The organism is Acidovorax sp. (assembly GCF_046291265.1).
Taxonomy (GTDB): Bacteria; Pseudomonadota; Gammaproteobacteria; order Burkholderiales; family Burkholderiaceae_C; genus Acidovorax.
Window position 1 is genome coordinate 1 of record NZ_JBKBTV010000085.1, and the last position, 15,423, is coordinate 15,423.

At 64.9% G+C, this 15,423-nt stretch carries 15 protein-coding genes and 1 riboswitch; of the genes, 5 read left to right on the forward strand and 10 right to left on the reverse strand.

Annotated elements, in window-relative coordinates; translation table 11 throughout:
• The coding region (locus tag ACK41V_RS21490; protein WP_409785416.1) for an NAD-dependent epimerase/dehydratase family protein at positions 1 to 626 on the forward strand (626 nt) is incomplete at its 5' end.
• A gap of 144 nt (positions 627 to 770) precedes the next feature.
• Here the strand turns inward: ACK41V_RS21490 and ACK41V_RS21495 are convergent.
• The 4 genes from ACK41V_RS21495 to ACK41V_RS21510 all read right to left on the reverse strand — a co-directional run bounded on the left by ACK41V_RS21495 (position 771) and on the right by ACK41V_RS21510 (position 4,433).
• Positions 771 to 1,502 carry a DUF4124 domain-containing protein gene (locus ACK41V_RS21495; RefSeq protein WP_409785418.1) on the reverse strand — a complete coding sequence of 244 codons (732 nt, stop codon included), beginning with the start codon at positions 1,500 to 1,502 and terminating at the stop codon, positions 771 to 773.
• A gap of 50 nt (positions 1,503 to 1,552) precedes the next feature.
• The gene (locus tag ACK41V_RS21500) at positions 1,553 to 2,080 is read right to left on the reverse strand and encodes a hypothetical protein (protein WP_409785420.1); all 528 of its coding nucleotides are present in this window, start codon (positions 2,078 to 2,080) and stop codon (positions 1,553 to 1,555) included.
• Between the two features lie 286 nt (positions 2,081 to 2,366).
• Positions 2,367 to 3,326, reverse strand: a complete 960-nt coding sequence (locus ACK41V_RS21505; RefSeq protein ID WP_409785422.1) for a chemotaxis protein — start codon at positions 3,324 to 3,326, stop codon at positions 2,367 to 2,369.
• Between the two features lie 204 nt (positions 3,327 to 3,530).
• Entirely contained in the window at positions 3,531 to 4,433 is a 903-nt protein-coding gene (locus tag ACK41V_RS21510; protein ID WP_409785424.1) for a LysR family transcriptional regulator, read from the reverse strand.
• A 284-nt stretch (positions 4,434 to 4,717) separates the two neighbouring features.
• On the opposite strand from ACK41V_RS21510, the gene ACK41V_RS21515 reads away from it, so the two are divergent.
• The gene (locus tag ACK41V_RS21515) at positions 4,718 to 5,359 is read left to right on the forward strand and encodes an NAD(P)-dependent oxidoreductase (protein ID WP_409785425.1); all 642 of its coding nucleotides are present in this window, start codon (positions 4,718 to 4,720) and stop codon (positions 5,357 to 5,359) included.
• Between the two features lie 114 nt (positions 5,360 to 5,473).
• Here ACK41V_RS21515 and ACK41V_RS21520 read toward each other — a convergent pair whose 3' ends face one another.
• The 5 genes from ACK41V_RS21520 to ACK41V_RS21540 form a co-directional block, all read right to left on the reverse strand.
• On the reverse strand, positions 5,474 to 6,754 hold the full coding sequence (locus tag ACK41V_RS21520) for a TRAP transporter large permease subunit (RefSeq protein ID WP_409785427.1): 1,281 nt from the start codon (positions 6,752 to 6,754) through the stop codon (positions 5,474 to 5,476).
• Positions 6,751 to 7,311, reverse strand: a complete 561-nt coding sequence (locus tag ACK41V_RS21525) for a TRAP transporter small permease (RefSeq protein ID WP_409785429.1) — start codon at positions 7,309 to 7,311, stop codon at positions 6,751 to 6,753. Before ACK41V_RS21525 ends, ACK41V_RS21520 begins: the two co-directional genes overlap by 4 nt.
• A gap of 55 nt (positions 7,312 to 7,366) precedes the next feature.
• Positions 7,367 to 8,605, reverse strand: coding sequence for a fumarylacetoacetate hydrolase family protein (locus ACK41V_RS21530; protein ID WP_409785431.1), 1,239 nt, complete (start codon positions 8,603 to 8,605; stop codon positions 7,367 to 7,369).
• Between the two features lie 49 nt (positions 8,606 to 8,654).
• Positions 8,655 to 10,436, reverse strand: coding sequence for an IlvD/Edd family dehydratase (locus ACK41V_RS21535; protein ID WP_409785433.1), 1,782 nt, complete (start codon positions 10,434 to 10,436; stop codon positions 8,655 to 8,657).
• A 211-nt stretch (positions 10,437 to 10,647) separates the two neighbouring features.
• Positions 10,648 to 11,667 carry a TRAP transporter substrate-binding protein gene (locus tag ACK41V_RS21540; RefSeq protein ID WP_409785435.1) on the reverse strand — a complete coding sequence of 340 codons (1,020 nt, stop codon included), beginning with the start codon at positions 11,665 to 11,667 and terminating at the stop codon, positions 10,648 to 10,650.
• A gap of 157 nt (positions 11,668 to 11,824) precedes the next feature.
• Between ACK41V_RS21540 and ACK41V_RS21545 the strand changes: the two genes are divergently transcribed.
• The 3 genes from ACK41V_RS21545 to ACK41V_RS21555 all read left to right on the forward strand — a co-directional run bounded on the left by ACK41V_RS21545 (position 11,825) and on the right by ACK41V_RS21555 (position 14,470).
• Positions 11,825 to 12,793 carry a LysR family transcriptional regulator gene (locus ACK41V_RS21545; protein ID WP_409785437.1) on the forward strand — a complete coding sequence of 323 codons (969 nt, stop codon included), beginning with the start codon at positions 11,825 to 11,827 and terminating at the stop codon, positions 12,791 to 12,793.
• 152 nt (positions 12,794 to 12,945) lie between these two features.
• Complete coding sequence (locus ACK41V_RS21550) at positions 12,946 to 13,434, forward strand: hypothetical protein (RefSeq protein ID WP_409785439.1); 489 nt, start codon at positions 12,946 to 12,948, stop codon at positions 13,432 to 13,434.
• 120 nt (positions 13,435 to 13,554) lie between these two features.
• Positions 13,555 to 13,719, forward strand: a riboswitch (FMN riboswitch).
• 214 nt (positions 13,720 to 13,933) lie between these two features.
• Positions 13,934 to 14,470 carry a 6,7-dimethyl-8-ribityllumazine synthase gene (locus tag ACK41V_RS21555; protein WP_409785441.1) on the forward strand — a complete coding sequence of 179 codons (537 nt, stop codon included), beginning with the start codon at positions 13,934 to 13,936 and terminating at the stop codon, positions 14,468 to 14,470.
• Between the two features lie 405 nt (positions 14,471 to 14,875).
• Here the strand turns inward: ACK41V_RS21555 and ACK41V_RS21560 are convergent.
• Positions 14,876 to 15,423 (reverse strand): methyl-accepting chemotaxis protein (locus ACK41V_RS21560; RefSeq protein WP_409785443.1); only part of this gene is annotated, 548 nt, incomplete at its 5' end.

A 15,423-nucleotide genomic window follows, 5' to 3' on the forward strand; every position in this document is an offset into this window, starting at 1 on the left:
ACCCCCGCACGGTGGCGCTGGCCCAGGCGCTGCGGCTGCGCAGCCTGCCGGTGTCGCTGGTGTACGCGTCTACGAGTGGGGTGTATGGCGACTGCCAGGGCGACCTGGTGTCCGAAACTCGGGGCGTGGCCCCCGCTACGCCGCGCGCGCAACGCCGGGTGAATGCCGAGCGCGCGGTGCGTCACTTGGGGCGGGCAGGGGTGCGGGCCAGCGTCTTGCGCATCCCAGGCATTTATGCGCCCGACCGCGATGGTGGCACGCCCGAGGCCCGCCTGCGCCGGGGCACGCCGGTGCTGGTGGCCGAGGACGACGTCTTCACCAACCACATCCACGCCGACGACCTGGCGCGCGCCTGCATGGCGGCCTTGTGGCGCGGGCGGCCGCAAAGGGCCTACAACGTGAGCGATTCCACCCACATGAAGATGGGCGACTACTTTGACCTGGCGGCCGACCTGTATGGCCTGCCTCGTCCGCCGCGGGTGCCGCGCAGTGGCGCGCAAGAGCAACTTTCGTTGATGCTGCTGAGTTTTATGAGTGAATCACGTCGGCTGGACAACCGCCGCATGCTGCAGGAGCTGGGAGTGCGTTTGCGCTACCCCAGCGTGGCCGAAGGCTTGCGCGCTTAGAGCGGCTAACAAAACTCTTCTGGCGTCGTTGCCGCGTCTTGTCGTACTACCCGTACTGCCTGCGACCAGCGCCTAGCCAGAACCGCTTCGCTGAGTTTTGTGAGCCGCTCTTTGTGGGGCGCACGCAGCGCTGGCGTCACAACCTCAGCAGGGCGCCTGCCCGCCTGCCGACCGGCACACCCCGGCCGGGCCAGGGAGCCGACCAGGGCCAGCGCGCGGGTAGCGATTGCCCTGGCTATCGGTGCAGCTGAAGTCACCGCACTGCGTAAGCCGCGGTGGAGGTGGTGGCCTGCCCACTTGCGGAAACGGGTCGGGGTACAGCGGGCGGTTGCGCACCGGCGGAACCACCACAACGCGGGGCTGGTTGGCGCGGGCCTTTTCTACCTCGGCATAACCTTGCGGGCCCAGGCAGTCCAGGTCCACCTGGCGCTGGGCGGCCTCCAGGCGCAGCTCTTGTTCATAGGTAGATCGCGACAAGCCACTGGCCACCAGGTCCAGACTGCGGCGTGATCGCGCGCATTCGGGCGAACGTGCATAGTCCTGCGGCTGCGGGGCTGCGGCGGCCACCTGGGCGGCACGCGCACGGTCGCGTTCGGCATTGCGCAGGGCGTCAGTTTCTGCGGCCGTGGCTTCTGCCTGAAGCCGCTGCTGCTTGCGCTCCAGCGCCTCGGTGGCCAGTTCACGTTCTTGTTGAAGCTCTGCGGCGGATTTGCGCGGCTCCACCTCCCGCGCTGCCGTGCCACCCGGGCAAACCCCGTCGGTGTAGGTGACCTTGCCGGTGCGTGCGTCGGTACAGCGCACGACCTGGGCCTGGGCGCCTGCCAGCATCCAGGCAGCGCACAGCCCCACGAGGATCTGGTGACGGCGGAACATCATGGTTTGTCTGCTAACTATGGGCCCGGGGATCGGGATGCCTCTGGCGGGACTCAGGGCTTTTCGCCGCTGTTTTCGAACTGGCGTGAGCGCCAGTCTTGCGGATGTGGTGTGTAGCTGTCGGGAGCCATGCGCCCTGGGCGCTGTTCGCGGTTGCGCCGGTCTTCTGCTGCGCGGCGGTCACGTTCTGCCTGTTCGCGGCGGGCCTGGTCGCGTGCGCGGTCGCGGTTGGCGGCGTCGCGTGCCTGTTGATCGCGGCGGTCGCGGTCAGCCCGGTCCCGGTCGGCGCGATCCCGGGCATTGCGATCTCGTTCGGCGCGGTCGCGGTCCCGGTTGTTGTCCCAGCGGTCATCGCGGTTGTCACGCCCGCCGTAATACACGGCTGGAGGCGCGCGGTACACCGGCGGGGATGAATACACCGGCGGCGCACTGTAGATGTAGCCTGGCTGCTCGTACACCTGATAGCTTGGCTGTTGTTGGTAAGGTGGTTGGTAATACGGATCGCCAGGCACCGTGGCGCAGCCGGTCAGCACGGTGCCCAGTACCGTGACAGAAATGATGCGGGCGAGGTGGTTTGTCATAGTGTTTCGACTCTGACAGGGTGGTGGCGTTCAACCCTGTAGGTAAAGCCCCTGAAAAGCACTCCGACGGAGCCTTACAAATCATTTCAGCGGCTGGCGCGCGTGGCGTCAACCCCTTTAGCGCTTGGGGCGGTGCTTTGGTTGACCCCCAGAAGAAACAACTGGGCCCAGCGGCGCTGTTGATAGATAGCTGCAGGCGGGCAAAAAATATCAAAATTAATAGCTACTAGCGCTTGATGGATAAGCGCTAAAGGCTATTTTGACCAATATTTTCCCGTGGGCGGGCTTACTTGGGCAAAACGCGGCGAATGGTTTCGGCCAGGTCTTCGGCCACGAACTTGGCGACGTAGCCATCTGCGCCGACGCTGCGCACGTGATCTTCATTGGCCGAACCCGACAGCGATGAGTGAATGACCACCGGCAGGCCATGAAACCGCGCATCCTGCTTGATGTTGCGCGTCAGGGTAAACCCGTCCATTTCTGGCATTTCCAGATCGGTGAGCACCATGGCAACCCGGTCGAGCACGGTCTTGCCCTCGGCCGCAGCGCTTTTGGCGATGGCGTTGAGCCGGTCCCACGCCTCTTTGCCAGACTTGACCATTTCATACGGGGCGGCCAGCACTTTGAGTTCTTGCTCGATGAGCGAGCGCGCGACAAACGAATCGTCGGCGGCCAAAATGATGGTGCCGGGCTTGAGTTTGAGCTTGGCGCCCACCTTTTCTTCCGTGACCTCGTGGCCGTCCGATGGGGACACCATCTGCAGGATGGCTTCCACGTCCAGCACCTGCGCCAGGCGCGATTCGTCGGTGTTGCCGTCCAGGCGGGCGATGCTGGTCACCAGCTTGCCCGCGGCGCCGCTGGTTTCGGCCGACAGCACCTGCTTCCAGTCCAGGCGCACGATGTCTTCCACCGACTCCACCGCAAACGCTTGGGTGGTACGCGCGTACTCGGTCACCAGCATGATGTTCAGCCCCGTCTGTGGCTTGCAACCCACAATGGCGGGGAGGTCCAGCACCGGAATCACCTGGCCGCGCAGGTTGACCACCCCCAGCGAGAACTGGGTGGTGCCCGCAATCGGCGTGATGCTGGGCATGGCCACGATCTCACGGATCTTGAAGACGTTGATGCCAAACAACTCGGATTTGCCCAGAGCGCTGTCGGTGCCCAGGCGAAATAGCAGCAGCTCGAACTTGTTGGTGCTGGTGAGGTTGGTCCGCTCGTCGATATCCTGCTGCACTGCTTTCATGATGGGTCCTTTGCGGGTAAAGATACGCGCGTTTACAAATTCTAGGATCAGAACGGGGTGGGCAGTGGGGTAAATCTTCAGGCAATACCCGAATAGTGCGCCGCAACACGGCGGCGTCGCGGCATTCCTACAGATAGCCAGGCATGGACGCGATGATCTTTTGCGCCTGAGCTAAGGCTTGCGCAGCACTGCCGAAATGCGGGTTCAGTCAGAAATGCCCGGCACCTGGCGCAGGTAGCTGTGCAGCGCGGCAATCGCTTGCCGCACCTTGGCGGGCTGGGCGTCGCGCTGGGGGGTCACGGCCCAGATGTCGAGCGTGCCAAACGACCAGTCCGGCAAGAGGCGCACCAGCCGCCCGTCCCGCAAGGCGTCGTGCGCATCCATGCTGCCCACCAGCGCCAGGCCCAGCCCCGCCTCGCACATCTGCTGGATCGACAACTGGTTGTTGCTGGCAATGCGGGGCTCTACCCGCAGGGCCCGGGGCTCGCCCGTGGGGCTGCGCAGGTCGATCAGCAAGCCCCCGTTTTCGCGTGCAAAGCCCAGCCAGCTCTGCGTCAGCAGCGTGTCGGGGTCGCGGGGTACGCCGTGTTGTGCCACCCATTCGGGCGATGCCGCCAGGTACCACTGCATGCCACACAGCCGCCGCGCCGCCCAGGTGGAATCCTGAAGCCGCCCATAGCGCACGGCCAGGTCGATGCGCGCATTGATGAGGTCGATGGTGGAATCGTCCACCAGCAGCCGCAGGCGCAGCGCTGGGTGGGCCGCCAGCAGCTCCCCCAGCGCCGGTGCAATGTGCCGGGCAAAACCCACCGTGGCTGACAGGCGCAGCTCGCCACTGGGTGCATCGCGCGACGCTGCCAGTTCGGCGCGAGCCTGGTCGGCTGCGGCGCACATGGCCGCGCATCGGGCGTGATAGCGCTGGCCCGCCTCGGTGAGTGCCAGCTTGCGTGTGGAGCGGTGCAGCAGCGTGACGCCGCCATCGCTTTCCAGCTTGCGCACCTGCTGGCTCACGGCCGAGGTGCTCATGCCCAAGGCGCGGGCGGCACCGCTCATCGAGCCGTGCTGCACCACGGCGGCGAATACGGCCATGCGTTTGAGGTCTTCCATGTGCGGGTCTTCTCCTTACGCTGGGTTGATGTCCGCCGACAGATCTTGGAACTAGCACGGCCATGGCCAGTGCCCCCGCGCAAGGGCCGCCCCGCCGCGCTGGGGGCGTCCCCCTCCCGCATTGCGCAGCAATGCGAGAGAGGGGGAAGGCGCAGAGCGACTCAGGGGGTGTTTCATTCATCGTGAAGTGGGGCTTCAAAGAGAAGGCGATTTTGGCTATCTACCGCCTGCTTTGACAAGCTCCTATTCTCGCTGCACCGCAACTTTGAAACCAAGGACCCCGTATGAACATCGCCCTGATTGGCGCTACCGGTTTTGTCGGCTCTGCCGTGCTGAATGAACTGCTGGAGCGCGGCCACCGCGTGACGGTGCTGGCCCGCAGCCCTGGCAAGCTCACCCCCCGCGAAGGCCTGACCGTGGTGGCCGCCGACGCCCAGGATGCCGCCCAGGTCGCCAAGGCTGCTGCGAGCCATGATGCGGTGGTGAGTGCTTACAACCCGGGTTGGACGGCGCCCGACATCCACGACCAGTTCCTGAAGGGCACGCGCGCCATCATCGACGGCACCAAGCAGGCGGGTGTGCGCCGCTTCCTCATGGTGGGCGGCGCCGGGAGCTTGTTTGTGGCGCCCGGCCTGCAATTGGTGGACACGCCCCAGTTCCCCGCCGAATGGAAGCAGGGCGCCCTGGCCGCCCGCGAGACGCTGAACTGGATCCGCACCGAAAACACGTTGGACTGGACCTTCCTGTCGCCCCCCATCCTGCTGCAGCCCGGCGAACGCACGGGACAGTACCGCCTGGGCGACGAGGCGCCGCTGATGAATGGCGACCAACCCGGCAGCATCAGCGTGGCCGACCTGGCCGTGGCCATTGCCGACGAGCTGGAAACGCCACGCCATTTGCAAAAGCGGTTTACGGTGGCGAACTGACCGCCTATGCGGACAGGGGTTTGTAGGCCGAAAGGCCAGATAACTCCTGTTTTGATAGCTGCTAGCGATTTATGGATAAGCGCTAGCGGCCTATTTGGCTCTATAAATATCGCGCTAGCCAATAAACCATCGCATCGGCACCAGCACGATGGACGGGAACAGCACCATCAGGAACATCATGGCGAACTGCGCGCCCATGAAAGGAAGCACCCCGCGCGTGACTTCGTCCATGCGCATCTTTCCCACCCCCGCCACCACGTTCAGCACTGTGCCGACCGGCGGCGTGATCAGGCCGATGGCGTTGTTCATGATGAACAGCACGCCGAAGTACACCGGGTCGATGCCTGCGGCCTTGATGACGGGCATCAGCATGGGCGCCATGATCAGGATGGTGGGGGTCATGTCCATGGCGGTGCCCACCGCCATCACCAGTAGCATGATGGCCATCATCAGCAGGATGGGGTTGTCCATGAACGGCTTCAGCAGCGCCACCAATTGCCGGGGAATGTCGGCCACTGTGATCAGCCAGGCGCTGACCATGGCTGCCGCCACCAGGAACATGATCACGGCCGTTGTTTTGGCCGCATTCACAAACACGGCGGTGAGCTGGTGCCAGTGCAGTTCGCGGTAGACCAGCGTGGCCACCAGCAGCGCGTAGACCGCGGCCACAGCCGCTGCTTCGGTGGGGGTGAACACGCCCACCTTCAGGCCCACGATCACGATCACCGGCAAAAACAGCGCCCAGGTGGATTCTTTGAGCGCCTGCAGTTTTTCGGCTGTGGATGCCTTGGGCGGCGGCGTGACGTTTTCGCGCTGCGATACCCAGTACCAGGTGATCGCTATGGCCACGCCCATCAGCAGCCCCGGCACGATCCCGGCCAGAAAGAGCTTGCTGATCGACACATTGGCGGCCACGCCAAACACCACAAAGCCGATGGAGGGCGGGATGACGGGCGCGATGATGCCCGCCGACGCAATCAGCCCCCCGGCGCGGGCCTTGTCGTGGCCCGCCTTCACCATCATGGGCAGCAGCAGGGCGGCCAGAGCCGCAGTGTCTGCCACGGCAGATCCTGACAGTGCAGCCAGCATGCACGCCGCCAGGATGGCCACGAAACCCAGTCCACCGCGCTTGTGCCCCACCAGCGTCAGGGCCAGCTTCACGATGCGCTGAGACAGCCCCCCTACGTTCATGATCTCGCCCGCCAGCATGAAAAACGGCACGGCCAGCAGCGGAAACGAGTCCGCGCCGTTGATAACGTTCTGCGCCAGGATCTGCGCGTCAAACAGGTCCAGGTGCCACATCAGTGCGGCGCCCGACACCAGCAGCGCGTAGGCAATGGGCACACCAATGGCCATGGCGGCCAGCAGGGAGCCGAGGAAGATAAAAATGGTCATGGCATGTTGCTCCGGGGCGATTCACTTTGCAGGTGCGGGGCGGCCGCCAGCTCTTCGGACTCGGTAAGCCGCACCAACTGGTCGTCTGGCACCTGGCCAGACAGCAGGCGCCACAGGTGCATCAACAGCAGCAGCCCCGACGCCACCGCAAACACCACCCCCGATGCATAGAAGATGGCCACGGATGCGCCGGTGACAGGCGCCTCCACATCCCAGTTGATGCGGGCCTGTGCGAGAGCGCCGCTGAACAAGAGCCAGGTGCAAAACAGCATCAGCCCATAGCTGGCCGCCAGGCAGATGCGCTTGCCGATGGGGGGCAGTCGCGTCAAGAGGATGTCGGTGCCCAGGTGGCCATGCTCTTTGACCGCCACGATGGCGCCCAGGAAGGTGATCCACACAAACAGCCAGCGCGACACCTCTTCGCTCACCGCGATGCCGGAGTTGAAGGCGTAGCGCAGCACCACGTTGCCGAACACCATCACCACCATCACGGCCAGCGCCAGCGCGATAAGGATGTTGATCCACCGGCAGCACCGGTCTATGAGGGCGTTCAGCATGGTTGTGTTGTCTCCGAGGTGGCGTTTTTGACCATTCTGTGATGACCTGAGTCGGTCAAAGCGCTGCGTCGCGCAGCAAGCCGCGCTGCGTCAGATTGCTGATGAAAGCGCGCAAACCAAATTGCCAGGGCGCGGCGGTTTCGCTGTGGGTCACGCGGTTGTGCAGGCCGCCCAGCCAGGCGCTCTGGATGGTGACCACATCGCCCAGCTTGTGCGTGAAGCCGCTGCCCGGCTGGTCGCGGTCTTCAATGGGCGCAAACAGCGTTCCCAGAAACAGCATGAACCCGTCGGGGTACTGGTGCGCAGCCAGCGTTTGCGCCACCAGGTCCGTCGGGTCGCGGCTGATGCTGGCCATGGTGTTGATGCCGCGCAGCTCAAAGCCGTCCACCCCCGCCACCCGCAGGTGCACGGTTTCGTTGCGCACCTGGTCCATGCCGAAGCCCGCGTCGAACAGGCGGATGAAGGGCCCCAGCGCACACGATGCGTTGTTGTCCTTGGCCTTGCCCAGCAGCAGCGCGCTGCGGCCCTCGATGTCGCGCAGGTTCACATCGTTGCCCAGCGTTGCGCCCACGATGGCGCCCCGGCTGTTCACGGCCAGCACCACCTCGGGTTCGGGGTTGTTCCAGGCCGAATCGGCGCGAATGCCGATGTCCTCGCCGCAGCCGACGGACGCCAGCACGGGCGCTTTGGTAAACACCTCGGCGTCGGGGCCAATGCCCACTTCCAGGTACTGGGACCACAGACTTTTTTCCTGCAGTAGCGCCTTCAGCGCCATGGCCTCGGCCGAGCCGGGGCGGATGTCCGCCAGGTTCTCGCCGATCAGCCCGATCACCTGGCTGCGCAGCCCTTGCGCGCGGGTCGCATCGCCCCGCGCTTGTTCTTCGATCACGCGTTCGATCAGGCTAGCGGCAAAGGTGACGCCTGCCGCCTTGACGACCTGCAGGTCGCAAGGGGCCAACAGCCAGGGCGCGTCGGTTTTGCGCTGGCCGGGCAGGCTGTTGTGAATGAGTTCGTCCACCCCGCAGATGCGCTGGCCGGGGGTGCTGTTCGCGGCCTGCGCGGGCTGCGCTGTGTCCAGCAGCGTGCTCATGGTGGGGTAGATGGCGCTCAGGTCAAACACGCCCTCGGGCCGCAGTGCCACCACCGCTGGGCCCGGGATGGCGCCATGGGCCCAGACACGGCCCACCAGGGTGCCCTGCAGTCCGTCGTTTGGCAAAACCTGGGCCAAAACGTGGGCCAAATCCTGGGCGTGTGGGCCCGCACCGGCCACCGCGGCCGCTGTCATGTCGTTCATACGAAATCCTTCAAGGGGCAGGGTGCAGCCAGTGGCTGCATCCCCCGCTTCAGTGGTTGTGTCGTGGGGTTTTTTCGGAGATGCGCCGATAGTCCAGCGCAAAGTCCAGCGTGGCGCCGTCGGCCAGTTGGCCCGTCTTTTCGCGGTACAGCGCTTCCCACGGGGACTGGCTGGCGGGAACAGGCGGCGCAGGCAACTCGCGCTTGCGGCGTTCGATTTCTTCGGGCGCCACCAGCGCATCGCAGCGCCCTGCGTTCAGGTCGATGCGGATGGTGTCGCCGCTCAGCAGCCAGCTCAAGCCCCCGCCCACCGCGCTCTCGGGCGATGCGTTGAGGATGGACGGGCTGTCTGCCGTGCCCGACTGGCGCCCGTCGCCCAGCGTGGGCAGGGTGTTGATGCCGCGCCGGATCAGTGCATCGGGCGGCTGCATGTTGACCACTTCGGCAGACCCCGGCCAGCCGATGGGCCCCGCGCCGCGCATCACCAGAATGCAGCCTTCGTCGATGTTCAGCGCCGGGTCGTTGATGCGTGCGTGGTAGTCGTCAGCCCCCTCAAACACCACGGCGCGGGCTTCAAAAATGCCCTCGCGCCCTGGCTGGCTCAGGTAGCGCTCGCGAAACGCGGGCGATATCACCGACGTCTTCATGATGCCGAAGTCGAACAGGTTGCCGCTGAGCACCAAGAACCCTGCTTTTTCCATCAGCGGGGCGCTGAACGGGCGGATCACTTCGCGGTCGCGCGTCTCGCGGCCTTGCAGGTTGTCGCCGACCGTCTTGCCCGTCACGCTGGCGCAGTCGTTGTGCAGGCGGCCCGCCTGCTGCAGCTCCCACATCAGCGCAGGCACACCGCCCGCGCGGAAGAACCGCTCGCCCAAAAACTGGCCCGCAGGCTGCATGTTCAGCAGCAAGGGCAGATCGTAGGCGTGTTCGGTCCAGTCCTTGGCCTCCAGCACCACGCCCGCATGGCGCGCCATGGCCATCACGTGCACCTGCGCATTGCTGCTGCCCCCGGCCACGCTGATGACCGACAGCGCGTTCAAAAAACTCTCGCGCGTCAGGATGCGCGAAGGTCGCAGGTCTTCATATGCCATGTCAACAATGCGCCGCCCGGTTTCGTACGCTATCTGGCCCCGCTCGCGGTAGGGCGCCGGAATGGCCGCGCAGCCGGGCAGAGACAAACCCAGGGCTTCTGCCACGGCGTTCATGGTCGATGCCGTGCCCATGGTGTTGCAGTGGCCCGCCGACGGCGCGCTGCTGCAGGCGCGCTGCAAAAACTCTTCTTCATCAATCTCGCCCGCTGCCAACTGGCGGCGGCTGCGCCAGATCACCGTGCCTGAGCCGACGAGCTGCCCATCGTGCCAGCCGTCCAGCATGGGCCCGCCCGACAACACGATGGCCGGGATGTCCACGGTGGACGCAGCCATGACGCCTGCCGGGGTGGTCTTGTCGCAGCCCGTGGTCAGCACCACCCCATCAATGGGGTAGCCGTACAGGATCTCCACCAGCCCCAGATACGCCAGGTTGCGGTCCAGCGCGGCCGTGGGGCGGCGGCAGTTTTCAAAGATGGGGTGGACAGGGAACTCCATCGGAATGCCCCCCGCATCGCGGATGCCGTCGCGCACGCGGCGCGCCAGGTCCACGTGGATGCGGTTGCAGGGCGACAGGTCGCTGCCGGTCTGCGCAATGCCAATGATGGGTCGGCCCGAGCGCAGTTCCTCGGGCGTGAGCCCGTAGTTCATGAAGCGTTCGAGGTACAGCGCCGTCATGTCCGAGCGCGCGGGGTCGGCAAACCAATCGCGCGAGCGAAAGGGTCGGCGGGGTGTTTTGGTCATAGCGGTCGAGGCGAAGAAAAGGTCAGGGAGCAGCGCGATTGAATAGGTATCTTTGAACTTGAACCATTGCCACCAACCGTTCGGGCTGAGCTTGTCGAAGCCTTGCGCGGCGCTTCGACAGGCCTGTCCTGAGTCTGTCGAAGGGCTCAGCGTGAACGGTTTTGAGGGGCGGGCCGAATCGATAGATTGCCGCGCCCCAGAGGTGACAACGTTACTTTCCGCCCCGCGCCTTGGCCAGCTCGCCCATCATTTCGCTGGTGGTTGCTTCACCAAACTCCTTGCCGTACTTGGCCAGCACGGGCTGCAGCTTGGTGCGCAGCTTGGCTTGCTCTGCGGCAGGCAGCTCGGTGATCTGCATGCCTGCCTTCTTCAGCTCGCCCAAAGCGGTTTCGCTGAAGGCGCGGATGGTCTTGCGCTCAAACAGCGTGGCTTCGCGCGCGGCTTCCTGCACGATCTTCTGCTCTTCGGCCGAGAGGCCGTCCCACGTCTTCTTGGACATGAGCAGCACCCAGGCGCTGTACATGTGGCGTGACAGCACCAGGTGTTTTTGCACCTCAAAGAACTTGCTCGCCAGGATGGTGGCGGGTGGGTTCTCCTGCCCGTCCACGGCGGCTTGTTCCATCGCGGTGTACAGCTCGGTGAACGGCATGGGCGTGGCGTTGGTGCCCAGGGCGTTGAAGGTGTCAAGGAACAGCGGGCTCTGGATCACGCGCAGCTTCAGGCCCGCCAGGTCGTCCGCCTTGTTGATGGGCCGGCGCGAATTGGTCACGTGGCGAAAGCCGTTCTCCCAGAAGCCCAGGCCGATCAGGCCCTTCTCGGGCAGCATGGCCAGGAGCTTCTGGCCGAAGGGGCCGTCGAGCAGGGCGTCGGCTTCTGCCTCGGTGTTGAAGGTGAGTGGCAGGTTCAGCACGCCAAAGGGCTTGATCAGCGACATCAGCGTGGACGAATCGGGGATCGTCATCTCCAGCGTGCCGCCGCGCAGGGCGGAGGTCATGCTCACGTCGTTGCCCAGCGAGCCGCTGGCAAACAGTTTGGCGGTCATCTTGCCGCCGCTCTTGGCCTGCAGGCGCTCGGCAAAGTGGCGCACGGCCTGGGCCTGCGGGTGGTCGTCGCTCAGGCCGATGCCGACCTTGAACGTGTGTTCCTTGACTTGCGCAGACACCGGCGCGGCGAGGGCGGCCAGCAGCGTGGCTGCCAGCGCGAGGGATTTGGCGAGGGAATTGAATGGCATGGTTTTGTCTCCGTTGGAATGGCTGGGTCGTCGCGATGGCCTGGGCCATCGGCGCCGTGCGGCCTTTTGTAGGTCCGTCATCGATGCAGGCCGAAGGTTAGGTCTGGCACCCGTACGGGTCCACTGAATCTTTTGCTACGATCCATTCCAAACGCTTATGAGTCCAGACGAATTTCCGGGTAAACCCTTGTCTTTGGCGCAGGCCTGTGCGCGGCTGCGCTTTCGGCATTTGCAGTTTTTGGACATCCTGGGGCGCACCCGCAACCTGCGCCTGACGGCCGAGCAAATGCACGTCACCCAGCCCGCGGCCACCAAGATCCTGATGGACATCGAGGAGATCCTGGAGGCACGTTTGTTTGACCGCCTCTCGCGTGGCATGCGGCCCAACGAATTGGGGCTTTTTACGCTGCGCTACGCCAGCGCAGCGCTCGATGGTCAGCGCAAGTTTGTCGATGAATTCAACGCCCTCAAGCAGGGCGGGCACGGGCACCTGACGGTGGGCGCCATCACCGGTTCGGCGGCGCACGTGCTGGTGGCTTCGGTGGTCGAAATCCAGCGCCTGCGGCCCTTGCTGGTGCTGAAAATATTGGAGCAGAGCAGCGACCAACTGATCCAGTGGCTGGCCGAGCGCAAGATCGATTTGATGATCGGCCGCTACACCGATGAGGCCCAGCGCAGCCAATTCCACTACCAGCGCCTGTCGTCCGAACCGCTGTATGTGGTGGGTGGCTTGCACCACCCGCTGCGCGGCGCGGCCGACCTGGCGCTGACCGAGCTGGCCCATTGGCCGTGGATCCTTTACCCCGCCTCCACGGCCGTACGCAAGGTGTCGGACGACCTGTTTGGTGGGGCCGGTCTGGCGCTGACGGCAGGCGTGGTGGAGACGCCGTCCTTCTTGTTTGCGCTGGAGCTGATGAACACCACCAACATGATGTCGCTGCAGCCCGCGCGCCTGGTGGAGAAATACGTGAACAAGGGCCTGCTGTCCCGCATCCCCGTGGACCTGCCCGACCGCATGCCCAGCTACGGCCTGATCACGCGGCTGGGCGAAGAACCCACGCCGTCTGCGCAGGCCTTTATTGACGTGCTGCGCGAAACGGCGGGCCTTGCCCCCGAGGCGCCGTGAGGTGCTTTGCGTTGGGCTTATCAATAACCAAAAGTTATCGAAAATGGCGGCTGCTTGGGGTTTGCAGTGGCCGAGGAAGGGTTTAACTGCCCTGCCGTTGCCCCTACGCCGCTATGCTCTGCGCCCTTTGATCGAAACCTGCCTGCTGCCTCATGACCGACTTTGCCGACGACACGCCCACCCCCATCCACGAACCCCGCGTATGGAGCGACGAGCGCTGGATCGCGCAGGTGATCAAGAACGAGGACGACGATGGCTGGGCGGTGTCCATGACGTTGCATGGCGAGTCCGAGCCCGCGCTGGTGGGCCCGTGGACCATGGGGCGCGACAAGAAGAACCCCAAGCCTCTGGACGTATCAGCCTTCAACACCCTGGTCAAAACCGCCAGCGAGGTGCTGCGCCGCCACGAGCAGCAGCTGCACGCACAGCTCAACAAGAACGTGGCCATCACCACCGCCGACGGCCAGCGCTTGCGCGTGGCCCTGGCCATCGTGCCCGATGAAGAAGGCGCCACCGCCACGTTGAGCGCGCAGGATGATCTGGGCCAAGAACTGGCGCGTGTGCCTGTGCCGCCCACGTTCAAGCTGACCACCGACAGCGCCACGGCCTGGGCCCAGGGCGGGTTCGAAAAGCCGCGCTGACGGAGCCGGGTGGAAGAAGAGAAAGCGCACTGCCGGTGTTGCCAATCGCGTGCGCGACGGGCGGCCACAGGGTAAGCCCCTAGAATCCGTCCGTCGGCCCCGGAGTGTTTCCGGGGCCGATTGCGTTCTCAGGGCGGGGTGAAATTCCCCACCGGCGGTATCTGCAGGCTGAAAAGGTCTGCAGCAGCCCGCGAGCGCCTGCGGAGCAGTTTTTGCCCCGCAGGGTCAGCAGATCTGGTGCGATGCCAGAGCCGACGGTCACAGTCCGGATGAAAGAGATCGCGAAGCCATGGGCCTCCCGCCGGGGTGGTTGCCTGTGTGCGTGTCGGGTGTGCGGTGCCGGGCTGTGCGAGGCCGTCTGATCGTGAGGTCGGGCGTGCCTGCAGGGCTGGGTCTGTTCGCTGGGCCGTATGCGTGTGGGCAGCTGCCTTGCTATGCAAGGGGCTCTGCTCGCGCGCGCCCTGATTCTGGTAACCCTTTTCTTTGTTCGAGAAAATCCATGAATCAGTCGTCCTTCCATTCCCACCATGCAGCTGCTGCCAACGCCGACCAAAGCGGCCGTGCAGCGACGGCGCACCGCAGCGAACGCGTTGCGGTCATCTGCGCCAGCTGGCACCGGGACATCGTTCACCAGGCCCGTGATGCGGCCACGGCCGAGTTCGCGCGCAGCGGGCTGCCTGCAGGGCAGGTCGAGCAGTTTGAAGTGCCCGGCGCGTTCGAAATTCCGCTGCTGGCCAAGCGGCTGGCGCAAAGCGGGCGCTACGACGCCATCGTGGCCTGCGCGCTGGTGGTCAACGGCGGCATCTACCGCCATGAGTTTGTGACCACCGCCGTCATCGACGGGTTGATGCGCGTGCAGCTCGACACCGACGTGCCCGTGATGTCCGCCGTGCTCACGCCGCGCGATTTTCATGAGCACGAAGACCACCTCAAGTTCTTCCGCGAGCACTTTGTGAAGAAGGGCGCAGAAGTGGCGCGCGCGTGTCTGGAGACCATGGCCCAGTTCAAGGCCCTAGAGCCCGCGCACGGGGATTGAGAACGGGTAAAAACGCTTCCGGCGTTGTTGCTGCGTCTTGCCGTACTGGCGTACTGTCTGCGACGCAGCGCCTAGCCAGAACCGCTTCGCTGCGTTTGTACCCGCTCTCAATGCGGCGGCCGATTCTTGTATGTTGCTATATTTTGTGTAGCTATTGGCGCTTTACCATCAAGCGCTAGAGGCCAATTTGGCTCAAATTTCTACATCCCTTGAATTTGCCCCTGTCCGTTCGGGCTGAGCCTGTCGAATCCAGGGCGCTTTTTGCGATCAGCCCTTCGACGGGTTCAGGGCCAGCGGTCTCTCTGAGGCCGGTGCCTCATCAGGTAATTTCGCCTGAACGCAGCGTGACTCCCGCCCGCTAATTGCGCTGCCCGGCGCCCACTGCGCCAGGGCAGCGCAGTGGTTTCAACCCGCCGCTAGCTGCGGCAAATGCCGCCGTGGCGGCGCCAGCGGCGTGGCATCCCCCAGCCCATCAGCCCCAGGCGCGAGGCGAAACACCGCCACCGCTTGCACCAACTGCTGCGCCTGAATCTTCAGGCTGTCGGCGGCTGCGGCGCTTTCTTCCACCAGGGCCGCGTTTTGCTGGGTGGCCTGGTCCATCTGCGTGATGGCTTCGCCCACCTGCGATACGCCCAAACTTTGCTCGCTGCTGGCGGCGCTGATCTCGCCCACGATGTCCGTCACGCGGCGGATGGAGGCGACCACTTCGGTCATGGTGGCGCCCGCCTTGTCCACCAGGGTGGTGCCCAGTTCCACGCGTTCCACGCTCGCGTGGATCAGCGTTTTGATCTCCTTGGCCGCGTCGGCGCTGCGCTGGGCCAGGCTGCGCACCTCGCTGGCCACCACGGCAAAGCCTCGGCCTTGTTCGCCTGCGCGGGCGGCTTCTACAGCCGCGTTCAGCGCCAGGATATTGGTCTGAAAGGCAATGCCGTCGATCACGCTGATGATGTCGG

Excerpts from the sequence above, each read along its gene's own strand:
- ACK41V_RS21495 (WP_409785418.1), bottom strand. The coding sequence starts at position 1,502 with ATGATGTTCCGCCGTCACCAGATCCTCGTGGGGCTGTGCGCTGCCTGG.
- ACK41V_RS21500 (WP_409785420.1), bottom strand. The coding sequence starts at position 2,080 with ATGACAAACCACCTCGCCCGCATCATTTCTGTCACGGTACTGGGCACC.
- ACK41V_RS21505 (WP_409785422.1), bottom strand. The coding sequence starts at position 3,326 with ATGAAAGCAGTGCAGCAGGATATCGACGAGCGGACCAACCTCACCAGC.
- ACK41V_RS21510 (WP_409785424.1), bottom strand. The coding sequence starts at position 4,433 with ATGGAAGACCTCAAACGCATGGCCGTATTCGCCGCCGTGGTGCAGCAC.
- ACK41V_RS21515 (WP_409785425.1), top strand. The coding sequence starts at position 4,718 with ATGAACATCGCCCTGATTGGCGCTACCGGTTTTGTCGGCTCTGCCGTG.
- ACK41V_RS21520 (WP_409785427.1), bottom strand. The coding sequence starts at position 6,754 with ATGACCATTTTTATCTTCCTCGGCTCCCTGCTGGCCGCCATGGCCATT.
- ACK41V_RS21525 (WP_409785429.1), bottom strand. The coding sequence starts at position 7,311 with ATGCTGAACGCCCTCATAGACCGGTGCTGCCGGTGGATCAACATCCTT.
- ACK41V_RS21530 (WP_409785431.1), bottom strand. The coding sequence starts at position 8,605 with ATGAACGACATGACAGCGGCCGCGGTGGCCGGTGCGGGCCCACACGCC.
- ACK41V_RS21535 (WP_409785433.1), bottom strand. The coding sequence starts at position 10,436 with ATGACCAAAACACCCCGCCGACCCTTTCGCTCGCGCGATTGGTTTGCC.
- ACK41V_RS21540 (WP_409785435.1), bottom strand. The coding sequence starts at position 11,667 with ATGCCATTCAATTCCCTCGCCAAATCCCTCGCGCTGGCAGCCACGCTG.
- ACK41V_RS21545 (WP_409785437.1), top strand. The coding sequence starts at position 11,825 with ATGAGTCCAGACGAATTTCCGGGTAAACCCTTGTCTTTGGCGCAGGCC.
- ACK41V_RS21550 (WP_409785439.1), top strand. The coding sequence starts at position 12,946 with ATGACCGACTTTGCCGACGACACGCCCACCCCCATCCACGAACCCCGC.
- ACK41V_RS21555 (WP_409785441.1), top strand. The coding sequence starts at position 13,934 with ATGAATCAGTCGTCCTTCCATTCCCACCATGCAGCTGCTGCCAACGCC.